The following is a 17,446-nucleotide window of genomic DNA, read 5'->3' as shown; positions in this document are numbered from 1 at the left end:
GCCCTGATCAAGCCTGGTCTGCCTCCGGATGTGCGTTCATGGCACGGGCTGAAGCTGAACGAGGATCATCCAGTTGTCACCATCGGCGAGGTGCGTCGCCCGGACCCGGTAGTCGCCGAGGACAGAAGGCTTGTTACGGCCAAATCAGACCGCCAATAGTTGATCTCCACCGAGAGGATCGCACTGCGACGCCGATCTCCAGAAATGCCTGACACGCGTCTTCCCGGCTCGGCGATGAGGTGCCCCCACACCGAAAGTTAGTCACCTAAAGTGACATGTCCGAGGGTGAGCCTCCACATCGGCGTCCGGCACGAGACTGACCCGTCGCCCTTCCACCTGGCGTCCGGTTCGTCAAAGTGCAAGACTATCTATGTAACTAAATGTATCTGCGCAGCTGCATTTAGCGATGTGGGTGGTTCCGTTGGAACAGCTTCCGTTGTGGGGACCGAGCACCGACGAAGATCCGAGACCGAAGCCAGTCCTCGCACGACCAGCGACGCTCCGCCTCCTGATCACAGTGAAGGCGGCACCCAACCCCTCCGCGCGGTACGGAGAGACGGTCTGCGTCGGGGCACTAGGCTTGGACCCGCCCTGGACGGGGTGGATTCGCCTCTACCCGATTCACTACCGAAATCTCGATGACGACGGCAAGTTCCACAAGTACGACATCATTCACGTCGAGGCACTGCCAGCCAGTCAGGACCAGCGGCGCGAAAGCTGGAAGCCGATCGTGGACACCATCACCACCGAGCGGCACATCGCCAGTCGGCAGTCGCGTCGGAACCTCCTCGATCCACTGGTCGAAGACTCCATGTGCCGGCTCAACAAACAGACCCGCGAAGACCCGAGCGCGCGGTCGATCGGGCTGGTTCGCGTTACCGACATCTCGGCTCTCCAGGTCAAGCGACATCCCGGCTGGTCGGCGGAGGATCGTAAGAAGATCGCTCGCTACTTCAACCAGCTCGACCTACTGGAACCAGCCGAGCGCAGCCCGCTTCAAGCACCACGATTCACCGGCGCCTACCGTTACCGGTGCGCAGACCGTCATTGCCGCGGTCACCAGCAGACACTCTGGGACTGGGAGTTCGTTGCCCTACAACGTCGTCTGAGCAAGCTCACCAACGCGGAGGCTGCGGAGCAGTTGAGAAACAGGTTCCTCACCCGGCTTTGCGCCGCTGACCGCGACGTCGCCTTCTACGTAGGCAACCAAGCGGCACGACCGCAGTCCTTCAGCATCGGCGGTGTCTACGCACCGAGACGGCCCACCGCTCGATACCGCTTGCACGTCAACCGATGATGTCGGCCAGCACGTCGGCATGGCACGCATCCTCGGCACGGCACCAGCACGCCAACTGCTTCCCCGTCAGTTCCCGCCGCGCCCGGCCAACAAGGGCCGGCTGCCCCACAAGCCACTGCCGATAGAGGCGTAGCGCCTCCGCCCGATCATGCTTTCGCAAGCTGAACGGGTTGGCCCAGGGAGAACGCCGCAACCCGAACCCCTGCCGCCCCACATACACGGCACCGGGCGGCACCACCGGGTGATAGAGGTCCCCCTGCACGCGAACCCGCCGACGTCCCCCCACGCCAGCAGCGTAATCGCCGACGGCCGACTCCAAACCACTCACCGGCCGACAAGATCTTCCCCGCCGTGAACGCCCCACCAACTCGGCGCGTGCTTGCGCAGCGTTCCCGAGAAGCGGGTCAGCAGCAGCCAGTCGGCGTCGAGGATCAGCGCGGCGTCCTCCGACCGCTCGCCCAGCACCCGGGCCACAGACGCCAGCATCTCCCGCGTCGCCCGGTCGGAGGATTCGCCCTTACCCAGCCGGAAGCCGATGTTGACGTACCGCTCCGGTTCCCACTCCCACACCGAGCCGTCACCATCCTCGGCCTCGAAGTAGCCGTGGGAACCGGCGTAGATGCTCACCGTGTAACCACACCGATCGCTGAGGTCCGCACTCAACACCCGGGGCCTGCCATCTGCCGCCGACTCCTCGGCACCGTCCGGGGCGACGACGCTGGCCAGCACATCGAGAGGAATGTCGCCGGCCAGCGTCAAGCGGTACTCGGTCGCCATCAATAGCCCTTCAGTCTCGTCGCAGGATCTGGATTATCGCCCCGCTGCGTGTCACCGCCACCAGTTCCTTCAGCCCCGGAATCGGCCAGTCGTCGAACTGCTTGTGCAACGCCGCGAGATCGCCGCGCCAGTCGTGGAGGTTGACCACCACGCGTTGGGTCTGCTCACTGGCAATCTTGTCGGCAACCCCGCTCCACACGCCTCGCACGCTCTTGCCCGGTGTTGGGGAGTAGCAATCGAAGACGTGTCCCTCTATCAAGTAGTCGGGATCCTTGCCTGGTTTGCCGGAATCACCGGTACCGAGCCGAGCGTCAGCTACCTCCTGCCTGGTCGGGTTCTGGTGGAGTAGGTATCCCTCGGCAGCGACGGTATCGGCACATTCGTTCTCCAGTTCCAGGGAGCGCCGCACGCGTTCGTCCTCCTTCGGAGGAATCCGGGTACGTCGGCCGGTAGGCGAACCGCCGTGCTCTCCGGTGGGCTTGCGTGTCCACGGCGTCGTCACTCCCGTGCCGTCGGACGGTGTGGGAACCGAGGCAGGGCTGGTCGGCACGGCACCGCCAGCCCCGATCAGTTTCCCGACGACCCCAGCTGTCGCGCCTCGGCGATCGCCGCGTCAATGACCTGGCGGGTGGTAGCGGTGCGCTGGACCAGCATGACAAGCACCTGTTTGATGCTCTCCAGAGCCTGGAGCAGCGGCCCTGGCTGCCCACCCTGCAAAACCACCACGACATGCTGCTGCGCCTCACCGACGTGCGTGATCGTGGCGGCCGTCTGGTCGCGGATGCCGTCGACAGCACTCTGCACCGGAGTCAGCCCGGTGATTGTCTCCTCCGGACTGGCCTGCTCCGGGACACCAGCGGTCGCCTTCGTAGCATCACCGATAGCCCCGGCGAGACCGCCCAGTCCGCCCCGGATGGTGGTGATGACCCCGCGAATCCGCGCCACACCAGCAGCGACCGCAGCGAACCCGGCACCCGCAGCCCGCAACGCGATCTCCTGCGCCTGCTGGTCAGCAGCGGCAGCCAGACTCTGCGCGCGTTCGACCCCGGTGGCCAGCGTACGCAGCTCCGTAGTGATCTTCTCGACGTGCGACACGCTGCCGGATTCCTCCACCTAGCGACGAGAGCTCTCAGGAGGTTGAACCTACCGGCACGGCACCGACGTCACCAGACGTCGCGGAGCAGTAAGCGATCAGTGGTCGCGGCCGAGAAGGATGTTCGGGTTGCCCTTGCCGATCTGCTGCCCGAGCTCGATGCCGAGGGCGACGATGAACGCGTCCAGGCGTTCCGTCGCGTGCGTACGTCCGCGGCGTCGCCCTTGAACTCGAACTCGACGAAATCGCCAGCGTCCACGACATGGTCGAGGACGATCTCGACGTCCGGCAAGGTCCACGCCTGGCGGGTCTTGTCGACCGTCACGCATGGAACACCTCCGTGGCGGACAGGGGTTGGACGTGGGCGTGCGTCGCCGCCCCTGCGACAAAGGCAGAAGAAGAGAGCGGTGAAGGAGTGAGAGATCCCGGTCAGCGCGGCGTCGTGGATCCAGCCCCGCCGCGGTGTCGGGCGGGCCAGCCGAGGAACCGGTCGAACAGGTCAGTGACGTTGCCGGCCGCGCTCGGGTTGAGCCGATGCAGGTCCTCGATGGCCTCATAGAGAAGGCCGGCCAGGTAGACGAAGAGACCCACCGTGTTGTCGCGGTACTCGGCGACCAGTGCGAGCCGCGCCCGCCCGCAGGGCCAGGGCTGCCCGCAGCGGCGGCACAACCAGAGCGGACGCAGCGGCAGATGCTCTGCTGGTACGGGCCGCTCCTGCGCGGCAGCACCGGTTCCGCTCGTGTTCATCGGCGGTGCTTCCGCGCCTGTTGCTCGAACAAGACCCGCCAGACGTGTGTCAATAGCGGTAGGTCGGCCGAGTCCGGTTCCGCCGACGCCGGAACTGCTGCGCAATCTGTCGTCAGCTCGCCGGTCACGGCGTACCGCGACACGTACACCGTCATGGCCGATCCCCGGCCGGCGCTTGTGCGCGGTGGGCTTGCCGGCGTCCCGGCAAGCCCACCGCCGTCGGCCGGCGGCTGGGAGCAGACCGCCGGTCACCCGCCCACGCAGCCCTGCTGGCGGTACGCGAACAGGGAGTCACCCGTGCGGTCGACGGAGTACCCGGCGCGAGCACTTGCCGGTGCGTCGGGTCGCGGTCCGACCTGTCACCGATTGGCACGTCCATCTGGATCTCCCTGCCATGAGGTTGCCGCTGGCCCACCGGCGCACCGCTGGGGATCGGCGCGTCGGCACATCCAGGCTGGCTCGGGCGGTGGACGGACGGAATGTCTCGCTGGTGCACCCGCAGTGCACCTGCAGTCACCCCATGTGCGGCTACCATCACCTCCACCGATGACTGTCCGTTCCGGAAGGACGTGCGATGGCTCCGGTGACGACCTGGACCGGCCAGGACGCGAACGCGCTCCGGAATGCGTTGCGGATGAGCGTGACCGCCTTCGCCGAGTACCTCGGCGCGGCCCGGCGGACCGTGGCCAAGTGGAGCAGCCAGGGCGACAAGGTGCGCCCCCGCGCGGACATGCAAGCTGCTCTGGACACCGTGCTGTCCCGAGCCACACCTGAGGTACGGGAACGCTTCGAGGCGCTGCGTGCGGTTGGCACCAGCGGTGCAGCTGTGGGTGCCGCGCGGCCGGATGGCGCCGCGCATGCGGATACTGGCGATGACGGAGACGGCGACTCGGGCTCGGATGGTGACGTGCGACGCAGAGATCTCCTACAAGGGGCGGCAATCAGCGTCGCCGCCGCACCCAACGTTGTGCCGCTGCTCGACGCGCTCTGCTCGCCCGCGCACCAGGAGGGTGCGACGCTGTCTTTTCCGCAGTTCACCCGAGCCGTCGGCACCGCCAAGATCGACTATCAGGCCTGCCGGTACGAGCGCGTACTCGACCGGCTTGTGACGTTGCTGCCGTCCCTCGAACCGGTGAAGTCCGGCGCGGATGGCGATCAGCGGCCACGGGTCGAGGTTCTGGCCGCCGACCTGTACCACGTCGTCGGCAGCGTCCTGCTAAAGGTGGGCGATTACGGGATGGCCCTGGTAGCAGCCGAGAGAAGCACCAGAGCCGCTGCCAGGAGCCAGGACCCGGTGGCGATCGCCGCGAGCGCCCGGATCATGGCCCATGCGCTCATGGGCAACGGCCACGACGCCCAGGCGGTGACCCTCGCTGGGAATGCTGCCGACTCGCTCGACCGGGACACCCGCCTCGCGTCAACCGATGCGGTGGCCGTCTACGGCGCCCTCGTTCTTCGAGGGGCCATCGCCGCCGCCCGCCGGGACGACCGGGACACCGCACACGCGATGCTCGATGAGGCAACCCGCGCTGCAACCCGCCTCGGCTACGACGGCAACGACCGGCGGACCGGTTTCGGCGCCACCAATGTCCTGCTGCACCGGATCAACATCGCGCTGACCCTCGGCGACGCCGGAACAGCCATCGCGATTGCCCGCAAGGTGCCTCTTGAAAAGGTCACGCTGGTCGAGCGCAAGGCGTCCCTGTTCGTTGACGTGGCACGCGCCTACACGCAGTGGGGCCGCTACGAGCACGGCCTCGGCGCGCTGCGCACCGCGTACGAGGTAGCACCGGAAGAGATCCGCTGCCGACCAACGGTCCAGCGCATCGCTAGCGAACTCGCCATGCTCGCCAACGGCTCCACCCGCACTGCCGCTGTCGGCTTCGCCCACGACGCCGGGATCCGGTTGTGACCGCGGGTCACCTCCAAGTCGTCGTCTGCGGCGCCGGGCCCGCCACCGACGTACTCCAACTGGCCCAGGTCGCGGGCACACGTGGCTGGACGGTGGCCGTCACCGCGACCCCCAGCGCCCTGGACTTCCTCGATCCGACCGCGATCGAGGCAGCAACAGGCAGTCCCATCCGGTCCAGCTACCAGCCATCACCCGGCGCTCGCCGGTCGCTTCCTCCCGCCGACGCGCTGGTCGTCGCGCCCGCCACCTACAACTCGATCAGCAAGATCGCCCTCGGCCTGGCCGACAACTACGCCATGACCTCCGTCGCCGAACTCATCGGACGGCAGGTACCGACCGTCATCGTCCCCTTCGTCAACGCCGCCCTCGCCGCACGAGCCCCCTTTCAACGCGCGGTGGCGGCCCTACGCGACGAGCGGATACGCGTCCTGCTGGGCTCCGAGGACGGATGGGATCCGCACCAGCCCGGCGGGGGCAACGAGCGGCAGAAAGTCTTTCCCTGGGCGGTGGCGTTCGAGGCAGCAACCCGCCTTGCCAAGGAAGCTCGATCGGCCGTTGCCGGCCACCCCTGACCTCGATCGAGTCAGCCATCGTGTCACGCCGCACCCATCCAGCTGCCCACGAAGAGATGAACCGGATCGTTGTCATTGACAGCGGCGGCAGCGGCAATTTCACCCTCGCCCGGCAGGTCGCTGCGCTCCTCGGCCACCCGCTGCCCCGCCTCGCCGCCGTTCACTGCGACGACTCCGAGACCAGGGTGTGCCCCATCGACGTCCAAAGCGAGCGCGATGAGCGCGAGCGCCTACGGGACTTCCTTTTCGGTCGAGTAGACCTCCGGCATTTGGTGCCCGACGCCCTTGTACCACTGGTGCCGCTGGGCGGCGTACTCCGCGTCAAAGGCAATGAGCCAACCGTCAGGACCTCGAGAGTGGGCGCCGCATGAGCAGCGCCAGTGGTAGACCGTCCGAGTGTTGTTGCCGGTGCGGTCAGACGCGACGCCACCGAGCGCCCGCAGAATCTTCTCGATCATGGCTGGCCTCCCATTGCCGTGCCAGCAGGAGTCTAGGTCCCACGGGCTCGGACCAGTCCCATGCGCTAAACGAAGAGCCGACTACGGAAGCCACAGAACCGACACAACGCGTTCAAGCAAGATCGGCCCGCCCCCAACGCTAGGCCACTCGGAAACCAAACCGACAGCCGCGACCCCGTCCACCCGGCCACCCCACACCTGGCCGCCATCGAACGGCGTCCCCGAACACCCCGCCGCGTCTAACCGGCGTCGACCGGGTCCAACGGCTTTCGAGCGACCACCGAGCGACCACCCACCACCGATGTACACGAAAAAGGCCCCGACCCGGTGTGAACCACCAGGTCAGGGCCTTGATCGTTGGTGCGCCGCCAGGGACTCGAACCCCGAACCCGCGGATTAAGAGTCCGCTGCTCTGCCAGTTGAGCTAGCGGCGCTCGTTGGCAACGGGAAGAAGATTAGCACGCACCCCGAGGGGGGTTCCAATCCGATCCCCCGGTCCCCCCTTCGGCCGAGCTTAAGGGGCATCCGGGGGCAAAACCCTCGGGCGGGCGTGGACGGGGGGCCGGGAACGGGCCGGCATGCGGCACGATGTGCGCAGGTACGCGAGAGCTGGGGTGGGGATGGGCATGTTCGCGCGAGCCGGGGCGATGGTTTCCGCCCTCGGCCTGGTGGCGTCGCTGGCACTGACGGGTTGCGCGGCGGAGCAGAAGGAGGCGGAGTTCGTCGGCGGAACGACGTCGGCGGGTCCGGCCGCACCGGGCGAGAAGGGGGCGTCGGGCGGGCCGGGGGCATCGGCCGAGCCGGAGGCCCCGACAACGCCGAGCGGCCCGCCGCTGGCGGTGAGCCCTGCCGACGGGGCGAAGGGCAGGCCGGTCAGCGCCGAGATCAGCGCCGAGTTGCCCGGCGGAGGGAAGGTGGCGAGCGTCACGCTGAGCGCCGCCGGCGGCGGTCAGGTCGAGGGGCGCCTGCGCGCTGACGGTTCGTCCTGGGTGCCGTCGAAGCCGCTGAAGTACGCCACCCGTTACACGGCGACGGTCACCGCCACCGGCGCCGACGGGGCGACCAGCCAGGGCACGAGCACCTTCACCACGATGGCCAAGCCCAGGTCGGTGATCAGCTCCGGCCTCTACCTCTTCGACGACAAGACCTACGGCGTGGCGATGCCGGTGGTCACCGAGTTCCATCCGGGGATCCCGAAGAAGGACCGGGCGGCGGTGCAGCGGCGCATGTTCGTGCAGACCGATCCGCCGCAGCCGGGCGCCTGGCACTGGGTGTCGAACGGCACCCAGGCCTATTACCGCGCGCCGGAGTACTGGAAGCCGGGCACCACGCTCACCGTCCGGATCGCGCTGGCGGGCATCCCGCTGAGCAACGGCCGGCACGGAAACGTCGACCGTTCGGCGACTGCCAAGATCGGCCGGGCCTTCGAGATGAAGGTGGACAACGCCACCAAGCAGATGACGGTGCACGAGGACGGTCAGGTGGTGCGCACCCTGCCGGTGAGCCTGGGCAAGAAGAAGACCCCCTCCTCCAGCGGCACGATGGTGGTGATGGAGAAGAAGGAGTCCACGGTCTTCGACACGCGCGACGACCCGGACCCGGCGAACCGCTACGTGACGGACATCGACTTCGCCCAGCGGATCACCTGGGGCGGCGAATACATCCACGCCGCGCCCTGGTCGGTGGCGCAGCAGGGCCGGGTCAACGTCTCGCACGGCTGCGTCAACGTCTCCATGGCGAACGCGAAGTGGTTGTTCGGGAAGACCAAGGTGGGCGACCCGATCACCATCAAGGGCACCGAGCGCAAGCTGGTGCCGGGCAACGGCTGGACGGCGTGGAACCTGAGCTGGTCCGAGTTCGTGAAGGGCAGCGCCGTGCCGGTGCCCGAGGGCGGTGCGCAGCCCGCCTTCTGAGGCGGTCCCGTAGGCGTTGCGAAGGCCGGCCCGCACCCGCGGGCCGGCCTTCCGTCTCCGGGGCGCGACCGGAGCGGGGACACCAGTGAGGGACGCGAGCCGCGCTCGGAAAGTCGCGGATCGTATCAACATCCGGACACCCCGCGTGGCGTGTTTCGGTTCACCTTGCGGAACGGGGGCCCGTGCCGGCGCGTCAGTGAGGGACGATGGGCACCGGGGACCACGACTGTGAGGGAATCATGCGAGCTGTCCAGGACCAGCTGATCCGGCGCGGAGGCGACCGGCGGGGCAGGCGTCGCCGGGGGTTCGCGGCGGCGGTGCTAGCCGTGACGCTCGCGCTCACCGCCGGATGCACCGACGGTGGCGGGGGAAAGCCCTCGGGTGGGCAGGACGGCGGTGACCAGCCGCCCGCACCGAAGGCGGCGGCCACCATCGTCGAGCCCAAGGCCGACGCCAAGGAGGTGCCGGCGTCCACCGCCATCACCTTCACCGCCAGCGAGGCCGAGCAGACGACCGTCGAGCTGAAGGATTCCGCCGGTGCCGCCGTCGAGGGCGGGCTCACCGCCGACGGGAAGAGCTGGCTGCCCGCCGGCGCGCTGAAGTACGGCGAGACCTACACCACGACGGTGACCGCGACCGGCGACGACGACCGGCCGGCCACGGCGAGCAGCACCTTCACCACCATGGCGAAGCCCGGCCAGCAGGTCCGGATCAGCAGCTTCCTCGGCGACGACCAGGTCGTCGGGGTGGGCATGCCGCTGATCGTGAAGTTCAGCCGGGCCATTCCCGAGGACTACCGCGACGATGTGCAGGGCCGGATGACCGTCACCACCTCGCCGGTGCAGGAGGGCGTCTGGCACTGGGTCAGCCCGACCGAGGTCCGCTACCGCCCGAAGGAGTTCTGGCGGGCCGGCAGCACGGTCTCGTACCGGATCCAGGCGGGCGGCCTGCCCCTGGGCGACGGCTGGTACGGCCGGGCGGACCTGAGCGTCGGCATCAAGGTCGGCCCGGCGGTGGTCATGACTGTGGACAACCGGACCAAGCGGATGACCGTCACCAGGGACGGCTCCGTGATCAAGACCATTCCGGTCAGCCTCGGCAAGAAGAGCACCCCGTCCTCCAGCGGCACGATGGTCGTCATCGAGAAGCTGCGTAAGACGGTCTTCGACACCTTCGAGGAGTTGGGCCCCGAGGAGGGCTACCGCACGAAGATCGACTACGCCCAGCGGCTGACCTGGGGCGGCGAGTTCATCCACGCCGCGCCCTGGTCCGAGGGGCAGCAGGGCCAGGTGAACGTCTCGCACGGCTGCGTGAACGTCTCGATGGCCAACGGCGCCTGGCTGTTCACCAACACCCGCGTCGGCGACCCGATCACCGTCAAGGGCACGGAGCGGAAGCTCCAGAACGGCAACGGCTGGACCGACTGGAACATGAGCTGGGAGCAGTACGTCAAGGGCAGCGCCCTGCCGTACGAGCCGCCGGCCGAGGCCGACCCGGAGCAGACCGGCGAGCCCACGGTCACCCCGACCAACTGAGCCCGCAACGCCGAAGGCCCCCTCCGTGAGGAGGGGGCCTTCGGTAACCGGGTGACTGATGGGAATTGAACCCACGACAACCGGGACCACAACCCGGTGCTCTGCCAACTGAGCTACAGCCACCATGCCTTCCGCGCCCGGTCGATCGCCCCGGGCGGGGTGCGGACCAATAATAGCCTCATCCCCGCCCGCCGCGTCCAGCGGGTTACGCCGGGCGCGACTACAGCTCCGCGGCGATCGCCTTGGCGGTCTCCACGTCGGGCCCGGGCAGCGGCACGAAGAGGGTGCGCCGGTAGTACTCCAGCTCCCGGATGCTCTCCCGGATGTCGGCCAGGGCCCGGTGGGCGAGCCCCTTCTGGGGCTGACCGAAGTACACCCGGGGATACCAGCGGCGGCACAGCTCCTTGATCGACGAGACGTCGATCATCCGGTAGTGCAGGTGCGCGTCGAGGCGGGGCATGTCCCGGGCGATGAAGCCCCGGTCGGTGGCGATCGAGTTACCGCAGAGCGGTGCGGTGCGCGGATCCTTCACGTGGCTGGTCACGTAGTCCAGGACCATCTCCTCGGCCTCGGCGAGAGTCACCGTCGAGCGCCGCACCTCCTCGGTCAGCCCCGACTTGGCGTGCATCGTCGCCACGATCTCCGGCATCGCCGCCAGCGCCGACTCGTCGGCGTGGATGACCACGTCGACGCCGTCGCCGAGCACGTTGAGGTCGGGATCCGTGACGAGCGCGGCAACCTCGATGAGTTTGTCCCCGCCGAGGTCCAACCCGGTCATCTCACAGTCGATCCAGACAAGAAGATCAGCCACCGGGACAGCCTACGCGCAGCCCACCCGACCGCGCGCCCGCGCACCGTGCTGCGAGGTGACCGCTAGGGTTTCCCCGTGCCAGCCGAATCCGCCGCACCGCCGGCCGTGACCGAGGACGGTCACAGCGGTCGTACGGTCCGTCGACTCGTCGCCATGCTGGCGCTGCTCGCCGTGCTGCCGGCGCTCTACCTGCCCGGCCTGGTGCACGACTTCTTCGATTTGAAGATCTACATGCGGGCGATGGACTGGTGGGCCGCCGGCAACCCGCTCTACGACTATGTGCAGCCCGATCGGGTGCAGGGCGAGCTCTACTTCACCTACCCGCCGTTCAGCGCACTGCTGCTGCGCCCGTTCGCGCTGCTGCCGCTGGGCGCCACCGTCACGATCTTCACGGTCCTGACGGGCCTGGCGGTGGTGGTGACCACCCGTTGGCTGCTCGCGCCGGTGATCGCCCGGCACGGCCTGCCCCGCGTGTTCACCCTCACCGTGGCGGTCCTGCTGGTGCTGGCCGTCGAGAGTACCCGCGAGACGATCACCTTCGGTCAGATCAACATGCTGCTCGTCGTGCTGATCCTGGCGGACCTGCTCTTCGCCGTATCCAGGGCGAGCCGGTGGGCCGGCGTGGGCATCGGGCTGGCGACGGCGCTCAAGCTCTTCCCGGGCATCTTCATCGTCTACCTGCTGGTGACGCGCCGGTGGCGGGCGGCGGCGGTGGCGAGCGTGACGGCCGCCGCCGCGACCCTGCTCGCCGCGGCGGTCGCGCCGCGCGACTCGTGGCGGTTCTGGACGCACGAGCTGTGGGCGACCGACCGGGTCGGGCGCACCGACTACACCGGCAACCAGTCGCTGTTCGGCCTGCTCAGCCGCATCACCGCGCCGGAGAAGCCCGACCAACTGCTCTGGTTGCTGCTGGTCGCGGCCATCGCCGGGTACGGGCTGTGGCGTGCCGCGCGGGCGGCCCGGGCCGGGGACCTGCTCGCCGGCGTCACCCTCACCGGGCTGGTCGGCGCGCTGGTCAGTCCCATCACCTGGACCCATCACATCTACTGGTTCATCCCGGCGGTGGTGGTGCTCGCGGACGCGGCGTTGAGCACCGACGCCGCGACCGGCGCGGGCGCCCGCCGGCGGCGCACGCTGGTGGCGCTCGCCGTCGGCACGTCCGCCCTGGTCGTGTACGGGGTGGTGACCTTCAACGACTGGGGGATCGCCCCGGTGCGGACGGACTCGGCGGGTGAGTTCCTGGTCCGCAACACGTACGTGCTGCTGAGCCTGCTGCTGCTGGTGGTCCTCCCCGTGCGACCGGGAAGCGGCAAGTCACCCCAAAGAGACAGTCTTCCCGATCAACCCCTTCACCGCTAATCTGGTCGCAACTACCTCAGACACCTCCTGGGTAGCACCGATCCCCCGGTGAGGGCGGCCCTCCGCGTCGGCAGCGCGGAGGGCCGTTCGCCGTACGCGCCCCACCGTGAGTCGTGGGCCGGCCGGATCTGGTGGCGGCGGCTACGCGGCGTGGAGCCGGTCGCGGCCACCCTCGACGGCGTGCCGCTGCCGCAGTGGGACGGAACTTGCCGGCGGACGGACCGGCGGTGGGTCTCGGCCGCTCAGCCCCGATCGTCAAGGTGCCGCCGCGCGGACCGACCGGCCGCGAAGGCCCGGCGGGACAGCCAGAAACCGCCGACGACCATCACCACGATCGCAATGAGCAACAACCAACGCATCTCGATCTCCCTTTCAGGCTACCGCGGTGACGTCCGGCCTCCCTCCACAGTGCCCGGCGCCCACCCGCCCCAAACGGCCCGGCCCCGGGCCGGCGGCGATCGACCGGGCGGTTCAGCGCCGCTCGCCGGGACGCCCCCGGGCGTCGGGCGCCGCGGGGCGGAGCCGGCCCGGCGCGGGGACCGGACCTGCGGCCTCCGCGCCGGCCGCCGGGGTTCCCGCCGCGCCGACCGGGGTTCCCGCCGCGCCGACCGGCGAGCGGGGCGGGACCTCCGTGGGAGCCGGCACGGCCGGCTGGGCAGGGGTGACGGGCGGCCAGGCCAGGGTGAGGTTCACCTCGGGCGGCCACGGCGCCGGGTCGCCCGCTGCGAGGTCGGCGAGCGTCGCGGGGCGGTGGGCGGTGGTGGGCGCCCCGATCGCCGGACGGACTGCCGGGGCGGCGGCGCCGACCGAGGCGAGCTGCCGCTCGGGGGCGCGGCAGCGGTCGGGCTGCGCGCCGAGGCCGCTGAGCGAGGTCACTCCGAGGCGGCCGGCGAGCACCGGCACCTGGTCCGGCTCGACGACGAAGACCACCTCGCGGGGGCGCACCGGGCGCAGCAGGAGCAGGGCCACCGCCACCGCCAGCACCCCGCCGGCCAGCGCGGCGGCGGTCGCCGCGGCGGTCCAGCCGGCGCGCAGTCCCGCCCGCAGTTCCAGGCCGAGGTCGGCCCGCCCGTCGGTACGCATCACCACCAGGCTCAGCCGCCGGTCGGCCAGCTCGGCCGGGGACCATTCCAGGGCGCCGATCCCGTCGCGTACCCAGAAGGGTTGCCCGATCGGCGTGGTGGGCGGCGGGGCGCCGGTGGACGGCGCGGCACCGGCGGGTTCCAGCCGGACCGGCAGCGGCCCCCGGGCCAGCGCCACCCGGCGCACCTCGGCGTGCGGGACCGGGCCGAGCCAGCGGCTCACCTCGTCGGCGGGGGCCAGCCCGACGAAGGCCGGGCCGTCGGGCGTCCGGGCCTCCAGCCGCAGCCGGGCCTGCCCGGTGCGGGCGAACGGCGCCTCCGCCCGCAGCAGCTCGTCGACGTCCCGGACGACCACCGCGCTGCCGGGCGTCCGGACGGTCTCGAACCGCGCGTTGAAGGTGCCACCCGGGTCCGCCTGCCGGGCCAGCAGCGCGAGCGCGCCACCGGCGAGCAGCGCCGTGATCCCGACCGTCAGCAGCACCACAGCGGCGAGCATCCGCACGATCCGCATTCGCTTCGTCCCCCTCGGTAGCCAAATACCCGGCCGACCTTACCGACGGAGGGCGACGAATCAGTGGATATCCGGCGGCATGGGCCGGAAAGCAGCCGGCCCGCCGGATGCACCGACGGGCCGGCTCGCGGCGCGGGGCCGGGGCCGCCGCACCGCGCCTGTCACTCCCGCGACGTCGGCGCGCGCCGGGTGCGGGAGTACGCGAGCCCGCCGAGCAGCAGGCCGCCCAGTCCGGCGACCAGGCCGGCGACCGCGAGCCCGGTGGCCACCCCGTCCGTCTCCGCGTCGTCATCGTCGTCGTCGGCCTGCGGCGCGGCCGGGGCGGCCGACGACCCCGTGAGGGTGAGCACCGGCGCCGGGCTCTCCGGTTCCGCGCCGCCGGGGGTCGGCTCCTCGATCCACCGCTGCACGTTGCCATCGGAGTAGGTCTGCAACGTCTTGAAGACCATCGTGTCGACCTGCGGCAGCGGCCCCATCGAGACCGGGAACTCCTGGAACTGGCCGGGCCTGACCCCCGCGTTCCCGGTGGCCGTCCAGGTGATCTTGGCGACGGCCTCGCTGAGCTGGCTGCCGTGCACCTCGACCGGCGGATCCACCCTGCGCTTCTCCAGCGCCACCGTCCAGCCGGGCACCGGCATGGTCGACACGGACCCGACGGGCGCGTTCTCCGGCAGCACCACCTCGACCTTCGTGGTGGAGGCCGTGTCGCTCTCGTTCGGCACCCGGAAGGCGAACCGGCCGTAGCCGCCCTGGGTCGCCTCCTGCGGGTCGACCGTGACATGGGCGGAGGCGGGTGCCGCGAAGCCGAGGACGGCGGTGGCGACGACACCGAGCGTCAGGGCGGCGGCGACGCTTGCGATACGCCGGTGACGGATCATGGTACGAGCCTTCCTGTTACCTGATCGGCACGGTGGCGGTCACCGTGGCCTGGTCGATGTCCGAGGTGCGGACGGTGATGCGGAGCTGCCACTCCCCCGCCGCCGGGAAGTTGATCTCGCCGGTGGCGTGGTTGTCGGTCAGCGGCAGCAGCGGAACCTGGATCGGCTCGATCCCCGCCGACGGCAGGGCGGCGGTGGCCCGCCACTCCACCACCGGCTGGGGCCGGTTGTCCCTCGTGTACGCGTAGAAGTGCACCGTGTTGTTGCCCCGCTCGGCCGGGTCCAGCTCGACCTGCAACGAGTAGTTCGGACTGGACAACGTCGTGGAGAAGTAGCCCTCCGAAGCGCCGGCCACGTCCGCGCCGGCGGTGCGGGCCGGGGGCGTCTGCACCAGTACGGCGGACAGTCCGAGGACCACCGCCGTGACCGCCAGCTCCGCCCAGACCGCCCGCCGCATCGACGTCGGCCGCCCGGCCGCGGTGCGCCGGCGCACCAACTGCCGGGAGTACGCGGCCACCGCGATCACCAGCGCGAAGAGCCCGATCTTGCCCAGCACCAGCCGCCCGTAGGTCGTGTCGACCAGCCCGCTCGGGGTGGCCACCTCGATCAGCGCCTGGACGGTGCCGGCCAGCAGCAGCGCCGAGACGGCAAGCGCCGCCCAGCGGGACCAGATCGGCAGGATCGCGCCCAACTCCCGCTCGTCGGCCCGCGGCAGCAGGAACGCGGCGAGCATCACCAGCCCACCCAGCCAGACCGCCATGCTGCCCAGGTGGACGGCGTCGACGACGACGGAGACCGCCGGGGCGGGCGACGCCGCCGGGTGCCCGGCCAGCGGCCAGGTCACCAGCGTCGCCGTCCCGAGCACGCCCAGGATGACCAGGTCGCTGCGCTCGACGGGCCCCTTCGTCAGGGGCCGCAGCAGGAACGCCGCCGCGGCCAACAGGCCGAGCCGGACCAGGTGCGCGGCACCGAAGGCGCTGCCCAGCACGTCACTCAGCCCCTCGCCGGTCACGTCGGACACGCCACCGCCGGCGGTGTAGGGCACCTGGAGCAGGACGTTCGCCACGGTGGAGGCCGCCAGCAGCCCGAGCCCCACCCAGACCAGCCGGGCCGGGCCCCGCCGGGACAGCCGCCGGGGCCAGAACGCGGCGAGCACCAGCGCCGGGCCGACGAGCAGCAGCAGGCCGACGTAACCGGCGTACTTGGCGACCTTGACCGCGTTGCCGACGACGGGATCGGCCCGGCTGTCGTCGCCGCTGTCCACGGGCGGCGTCGAGGGGGCGCCGACGGAGTAGGTGAACGCGCCCGAGACGGGGTGGCTGTCGGCGGAGATCACCCGGTAGCTGACCAGGTACGTGCCGCGCGCCCCGGCCGGGTCGACGGGGAGGGTGACCACGGTGTTCTCGAAGGTCGGCTCGCCCCGGTCCGCGCGGGAGCCGTCCGGCGCGATCACGCGGACCTTGTCCGGCACCTTGCGTACGGGTTCGCTGAACGTCAGCACGACCTCCGCCGGCGCGTCCGGCACCACGGCCGAGGCGATCGGGCTGCTGCTCACCAGCACCGCGTGGGCGCTGGCCGGGCCGGCGGGGGCGATCAGCAGGGCGACGACGGTGACCAGCAGACCGGCGGTGGCGATCAGCCGGGCCAGCCGGCGACGGTTGGCGACACTCATGCCGGCAATGTTCTCCAATGCGGGCCCTCCGGCGCGACTCCAGTCGTGCCCGGAACCCCCGGGGGCGCAACTCCCGCCGTGCCCGGCACCGCGCGGACCCGCCGGCCCGACGCGACAGGCGCTCCGCCCGGCCGCGCCGGCACGACGTCAGCCATGCCGGGCCAGGAGCCCGGTCGACGGCCGCCGCTCCGGCTCGTCGCTGACCCGCCCCAGCGCCCACAGCAGCCCCGCCTGCACCACGGCGGCCAGGTGGCCGACCTCATGCACCAGGGCCGTCGTCGAGTTGGCGATGTCCACCGCGCTGGTGCCGGCCAGGCAGACCGCCAGCACCAACGCCACCGGCACGAACGCCCGGGCCCGTTCCGGGCGCCACGCGGCCAGCGCGAAGCCGACGGCCAGCGCCACGTCGAAGGAGGCCATCTCGCGGCTGGTGTGCGGCTCACCGGTCACGCCCAGCCCCGCGAACAGCACCGGCAGGGCGATCGCCAGCTGGGCGACGGCCGCCACCGCGACCGCCACCCGCAGCACCTGGCGGCGGGCCGTCCGGGCCGCCGCCCGCGCCCGCCCGGTCGCGAGCTGATCGGCGGCGACCGCCGCCAACACCGAGGCGGTCAGATCCGGCACCGCCACCGCCCGCACCCGGACCATCCGGGTCACCCGCTCGGCCCGGGCCAGCCAGGCACGGCAGCCGGGACAGCTCTGCGCGTGGGCGTCCAGCGCCGCCGGCGCCGCCAGCGGGTCCTCGCCGTCCAGCCGCGCCGACAGCGCCGCGCGTACGTCGTCGCATGTCATGTGGGGGTAGTCGCGCCCCACCCCCGAATAGTTCCCG

Annotated in this window: 20 protein-coding genes and 2 tRNA genes; 6 read left to right on the top strand and 16 right to left on the bottom strand. The window is 70.7% G+C overall.

The annotated features are described in order from the left end of the window. Positions 1-406 precede the first annotated feature (406 nt). On the top strand, positions 407-1,297 hold the full coding sequence (locus ACQ452_RS05975; RefSeq protein WP_433390705.1) for a hypothetical protein: 891 nt from the start codon (positions 407-409) through the stop codon (positions 1,295-1,297). Here the strand turns inward: ACQ452_RS05975 and ACQ452_RS05970 are convergent. The 7 genes from ACQ452_RS05970 to amcA all read right to left on the bottom strand — a co-directional run bounded on the left by ACQ452_RS05970 (position 1,287) and on the right by amcA (position 4,069). After that, positions 1,287-1,625 carry a DUF4326 domain-containing protein gene (locus ACQ452_RS05970; protein WP_433390702.1) on the bottom strand — a complete coding sequence of 113 codons (339 nt, stop codon included), beginning with the start codon at positions 1,623-1,625 and terminating at the stop codon, positions 1,287-1,289. The genes ACQ452_RS05975 and ACQ452_RS05970 overlap by 11 nt on opposite strands. After that, the gene (locus ACQ452_RS05965; RefSeq protein ID WP_433390699.1) at positions 1,622-2,074 is read right to left on the bottom strand and encodes a SitI3 family protein; all 453 of its coding nucleotides are present in this window, start codon (positions 2,072-2,074) and stop codon (positions 1,622-1,624) included. The genes ACQ452_RS05970 and ACQ452_RS05965 overlap by 4 nt, the downstream gene beginning before the upstream one ends. Positions 2,075-2,084: 10 nt before the next feature. Beyond that, on the bottom strand, positions 2,085-2,483 hold the full coding sequence (locus tag ACQ452_RS05960; RefSeq protein ID WP_433390696.1) for a hypothetical protein: 399 nt from the start codon (positions 2,481-2,483) through the stop codon (positions 2,085-2,087). Positions 2,484-2,641: 158 nt separating this feature from the next. Beyond that, positions 2,642-3,169: a DUF6244 family protein gene (locus tag ACQ452_RS05955; protein WP_433394003.1), complete on the bottom strand. Its 528-nt coding sequence runs from the start codon at positions 3,167-3,169 to the stop codon at positions 2,642-2,644. 68 nt (positions 3,170-3,237) lie between these two features. Further along, positions 3,238-3,492, bottom strand: coding sequence for a CYTH domain-containing protein (locus tag ACQ452_RS05950; RefSeq protein WP_433390693.1), 255 nt, complete (start codon positions 3,490-3,492; stop codon positions 3,238-3,240). A 104-nt stretch (positions 3,493-3,596) separates the two neighbouring features. Continuing rightward, positions 3,597-3,914, bottom strand: coding sequence for a hypothetical protein (locus tag ACQ452_RS05945; protein ID WP_433390690.1), 318 nt, complete (start codon positions 3,912-3,914; stop codon positions 3,597-3,599). After that, positions 3,911-4,069 (bottom strand): multiple cyclophane-containing RiPP AmcA, encoded by a 159-nt coding sequence (gene amcA / locus ACQ452_RS05940; protein WP_433390687.1) that lies wholly within the window; start codon positions 4,067-4,069, stop codon positions 3,911-3,913. The genes ACQ452_RS05945 and amcA overlap by 4 nt, the downstream gene beginning before the upstream one ends. Positions 4,070-4,488: 419 nt before the next feature. On the opposite strand from amcA, the gene ACQ452_RS05935 reads away from it, so the two are divergent. Next, positions 4,489-5,826, top strand: coding sequence for a hypothetical protein (locus ACQ452_RS05935; protein WP_433390684.1), 1,338 nt, complete (start codon positions 4,489-4,491; stop codon positions 5,824-5,826). Beyond that, complete coding sequence (locus tag ACQ452_RS05930; protein ID WP_433390681.1) at positions 5,823-6,398, top strand: flavoprotein; 576 nt, start codon at positions 5,823-5,825, stop codon at positions 6,396-6,398. Before ACQ452_RS05935 ends, ACQ452_RS05930 begins: the two co-directional genes overlap by 4 nt. A gap of 23 nt (positions 6,399-6,421) precedes the next feature. Here the strand turns inward: ACQ452_RS05930 and ACQ452_RS05925 are convergent, their stop codons facing one another. The 3 genes from ACQ452_RS05925 to ACQ452_RS05915 form a co-directional block, all read right to left on the bottom strand. Continuing rightward, positions 6,422-6,562 carry a hypothetical protein gene (locus ACQ452_RS05925; RefSeq protein WP_433390678.1) on the bottom strand — a complete coding sequence of 47 codons (141 nt, stop codon included), beginning with the start codon at positions 6,560-6,562 and terminating at the stop codon, positions 6,422-6,424. A 66-nt stretch (positions 6,563-6,628) separates the two neighbouring features. Continuing rightward, positions 6,629-6,856 (bottom strand): hypothetical protein, encoded by a 228-nt coding sequence (locus ACQ452_RS05920; RefSeq protein ID WP_433390675.1) that lies wholly within the window; start codon positions 6,854-6,856, stop codon positions 6,629-6,631. A gap of 358 nt (positions 6,857-7,214) precedes the next feature. After that, positions 7,215-7,290 (bottom strand) — tRNA-Lys (locus tag ACQ452_RS05915). Between the two features lie 186 nt (positions 7,291-7,476). Here ACQ452_RS05915 and ACQ452_RS05910 point away from each other — a divergent pair. Both ACQ452_RS05910 and ACQ452_RS05905 read left to right on the top strand, forming a co-directional pair. After that, positions 7,477-8,769: an Ig-like domain-containing protein gene (locus tag ACQ452_RS05910; protein WP_433390672.1), complete on the top strand. Its 1,293-nt coding sequence runs from the start codon at positions 7,477-7,479 to the stop codon at positions 8,767-8,769. A 239-nt stretch (positions 8,770-9,008) separates the two neighbouring features. Beyond that, complete coding sequence (locus ACQ452_RS05905; RefSeq protein ID WP_433390669.1) at positions 9,009-10,304, top strand: Ig-like domain-containing protein; 1,296 nt, start codon at positions 9,009-9,011, stop codon at positions 10,302-10,304. Positions 10,305-10,354: 50 nt separating this feature from the next. Here the strand turns inward: ACQ452_RS05905 and ACQ452_RS05900 are convergent. Both ACQ452_RS05900 and orn read right to left on the bottom strand, forming a co-directional pair. Then, positions 10,355-10,427, bottom strand: a tRNA-His gene (locus tag ACQ452_RS05900). Positions 10,428-10,524: 97 nt separating this feature from the next. Further along, the gene (gene orn, locus ACQ452_RS05895) at positions 10,525-11,082 is read right to left on the bottom strand and encodes an oligoribonuclease (RefSeq protein ID WP_433394002.1); all 558 of its coding nucleotides are present in this window, start codon (positions 11,080-11,082) and stop codon (positions 10,525-10,527) included. 108 nt (positions 11,083-11,190) lie between these two features. Here orn and ACQ452_RS05890 point away from each other — a divergent pair, with 108 nt between their 5' ends. Beyond that, entirely contained in the window at positions 11,191-12,474 is a 1,284-nt protein-coding gene (locus ACQ452_RS05890; RefSeq protein ID WP_433390666.1) for a glycosyltransferase 87 family protein, read from the top strand. Positions 12,475-12,945: 471 nt separating this feature from the next. Here the strand turns inward: ACQ452_RS05890 and ACQ452_RS05885 are convergent, their stop codons facing one another. The 4 genes from ACQ452_RS05885 to ACQ452_RS05870 form a co-directional block, all read right to left on the bottom strand. Then, a complete protein-coding gene (locus ACQ452_RS05885) occupies positions 12,946-14,067 on the bottom strand; it encodes a hypothetical protein (protein ID WP_433390663.1) in 1,122 nt (373 codons plus the stop codon). A gap of 161 nt (positions 14,068-14,228) precedes the next feature. Then, the gene (locus ACQ452_RS05880) at positions 14,229-14,945 is read right to left on the bottom strand and encodes a YcnI family copper-binding membrane protein (protein ID WP_433390660.1); all 717 of its coding nucleotides are present in this window, start codon (positions 14,943-14,945) and stop codon (positions 14,229-14,231) included. A 16-nt stretch (positions 14,946-14,961) separates the two neighbouring features. After that, the gene (locus tag ACQ452_RS05875) at positions 14,962-16,626 is read right to left on the bottom strand and encodes a copper resistance CopC/CopD family protein (protein WP_433394000.1); all 1,665 of its coding nucleotides are present in this window, start codon (positions 16,624-16,626) and stop codon (positions 14,962-14,964) included. A 138-nt stretch (positions 16,627-16,764) separates the two neighbouring features. Next, positions 16,765-17,409, bottom strand: coding sequence for a zf-HC2 domain-containing protein (locus ACQ452_RS05870; protein WP_433390657.1), 645 nt, complete (start codon positions 17,407-17,409; stop codon positions 16,765-16,767). Positions 17,410-17,446: the final 37 nt, after the last annotated feature.

Source organism: Micromonospora sp. KLBMP9576 (genome assembly GCF_050941805.1).
Lineage (GTDB): Bacteria > Actinomycetota > Actinomycetes > Mycobacteriales > Micromonosporaceae > Micromonospora.
This window is presented reverse-complemented; position numbering and strand designations above follow the sequence as displayed.

What these genes read in the sequence shown, in the direction of transcription:
- ACQ452_RS05870 (WP_433390657.1), bottom strand. Translation starts at nt 17,409, where the DNA reads ATGACATGCGACGACGTACGCGCGGCGCTGTCGGCGCGGCTGGACGGC.
- ACQ452_RS05975 (WP_433390705.1), top strand. Translation starts at nt 407, where the DNA reads ATGTGGGTGGTTCCGTTGGAACAGCTTCCGTTGTGGGGACCGAGCACC.
- ACQ452_RS05920 (WP_433390675.1), bottom strand. Translation starts at nt 6,856, where the DNA reads ATGATCGAGAAGATTCTGCGGGCGCTCGGTGGCGTCGCGTCTGACCGC.
- amcA (WP_433390687.1), bottom strand. Translation starts at nt 4,069, where the DNA reads ATGACGGTGTACGTGTCGCGGTACGCCGTGACCGGCGAGCTGACGACA.
- ACQ452_RS05905 (WP_433390669.1), top strand. Translation starts at nt 9,009, where the DNA reads ATGCGAGCTGTCCAGGACCAGCTGATCCGGCGCGGAGGCGACCGGCGG.
- ACQ452_RS05965 (WP_433390699.1), bottom strand. Translation starts at nt 2,074, where the DNA reads ATGGCGACCGAGTACCGCTTGACGCTGGCCGGCGACATTCCTCTCGAT.
- ACQ452_RS05910 (WP_433390672.1), top strand. Translation starts at nt 7,477, where the DNA reads ATGGGCATGTTCGCGCGAGCCGGGGCGATGGTTTCCGCCCTCGGCCTG.
- ACQ452_RS05885 (WP_433390663.1), bottom strand. Translation starts at nt 14,067, where the DNA reads ATGCGGATCGTGCGGATGCTCGCCGCTGTGGTGCTGCTGACGGTCGGG.
- ACQ452_RS05880 (WP_433390660.1), bottom strand. Translation starts at nt 14,945, where the DNA reads ATGATCCGTCACCGGCGTATCGCAAGCGTCGCCGCCGCCCTGACGCTC.
- orn (WP_433394002.1), bottom strand. Translation starts at nt 11,082, where the DNA reads ATGACCGGGTTGGACCTCGGCGGGGACAAACTCATCGAGGTTGCCGCG.
- ACQ452_RS05935 (WP_433390684.1), top strand. Translation starts at nt 4,489, where the DNA reads ATGGCTCCGGTGACGACCTGGACCGGCCAGGACGCGAACGCGCTCCGG.
- ACQ452_RS05945 (WP_433390690.1), bottom strand. Translation starts at nt 3,914, where the DNA reads ATGAACACGAGCGGAACCGGTGCTGCCGCGCAGGAGCGGCCCGTACCA.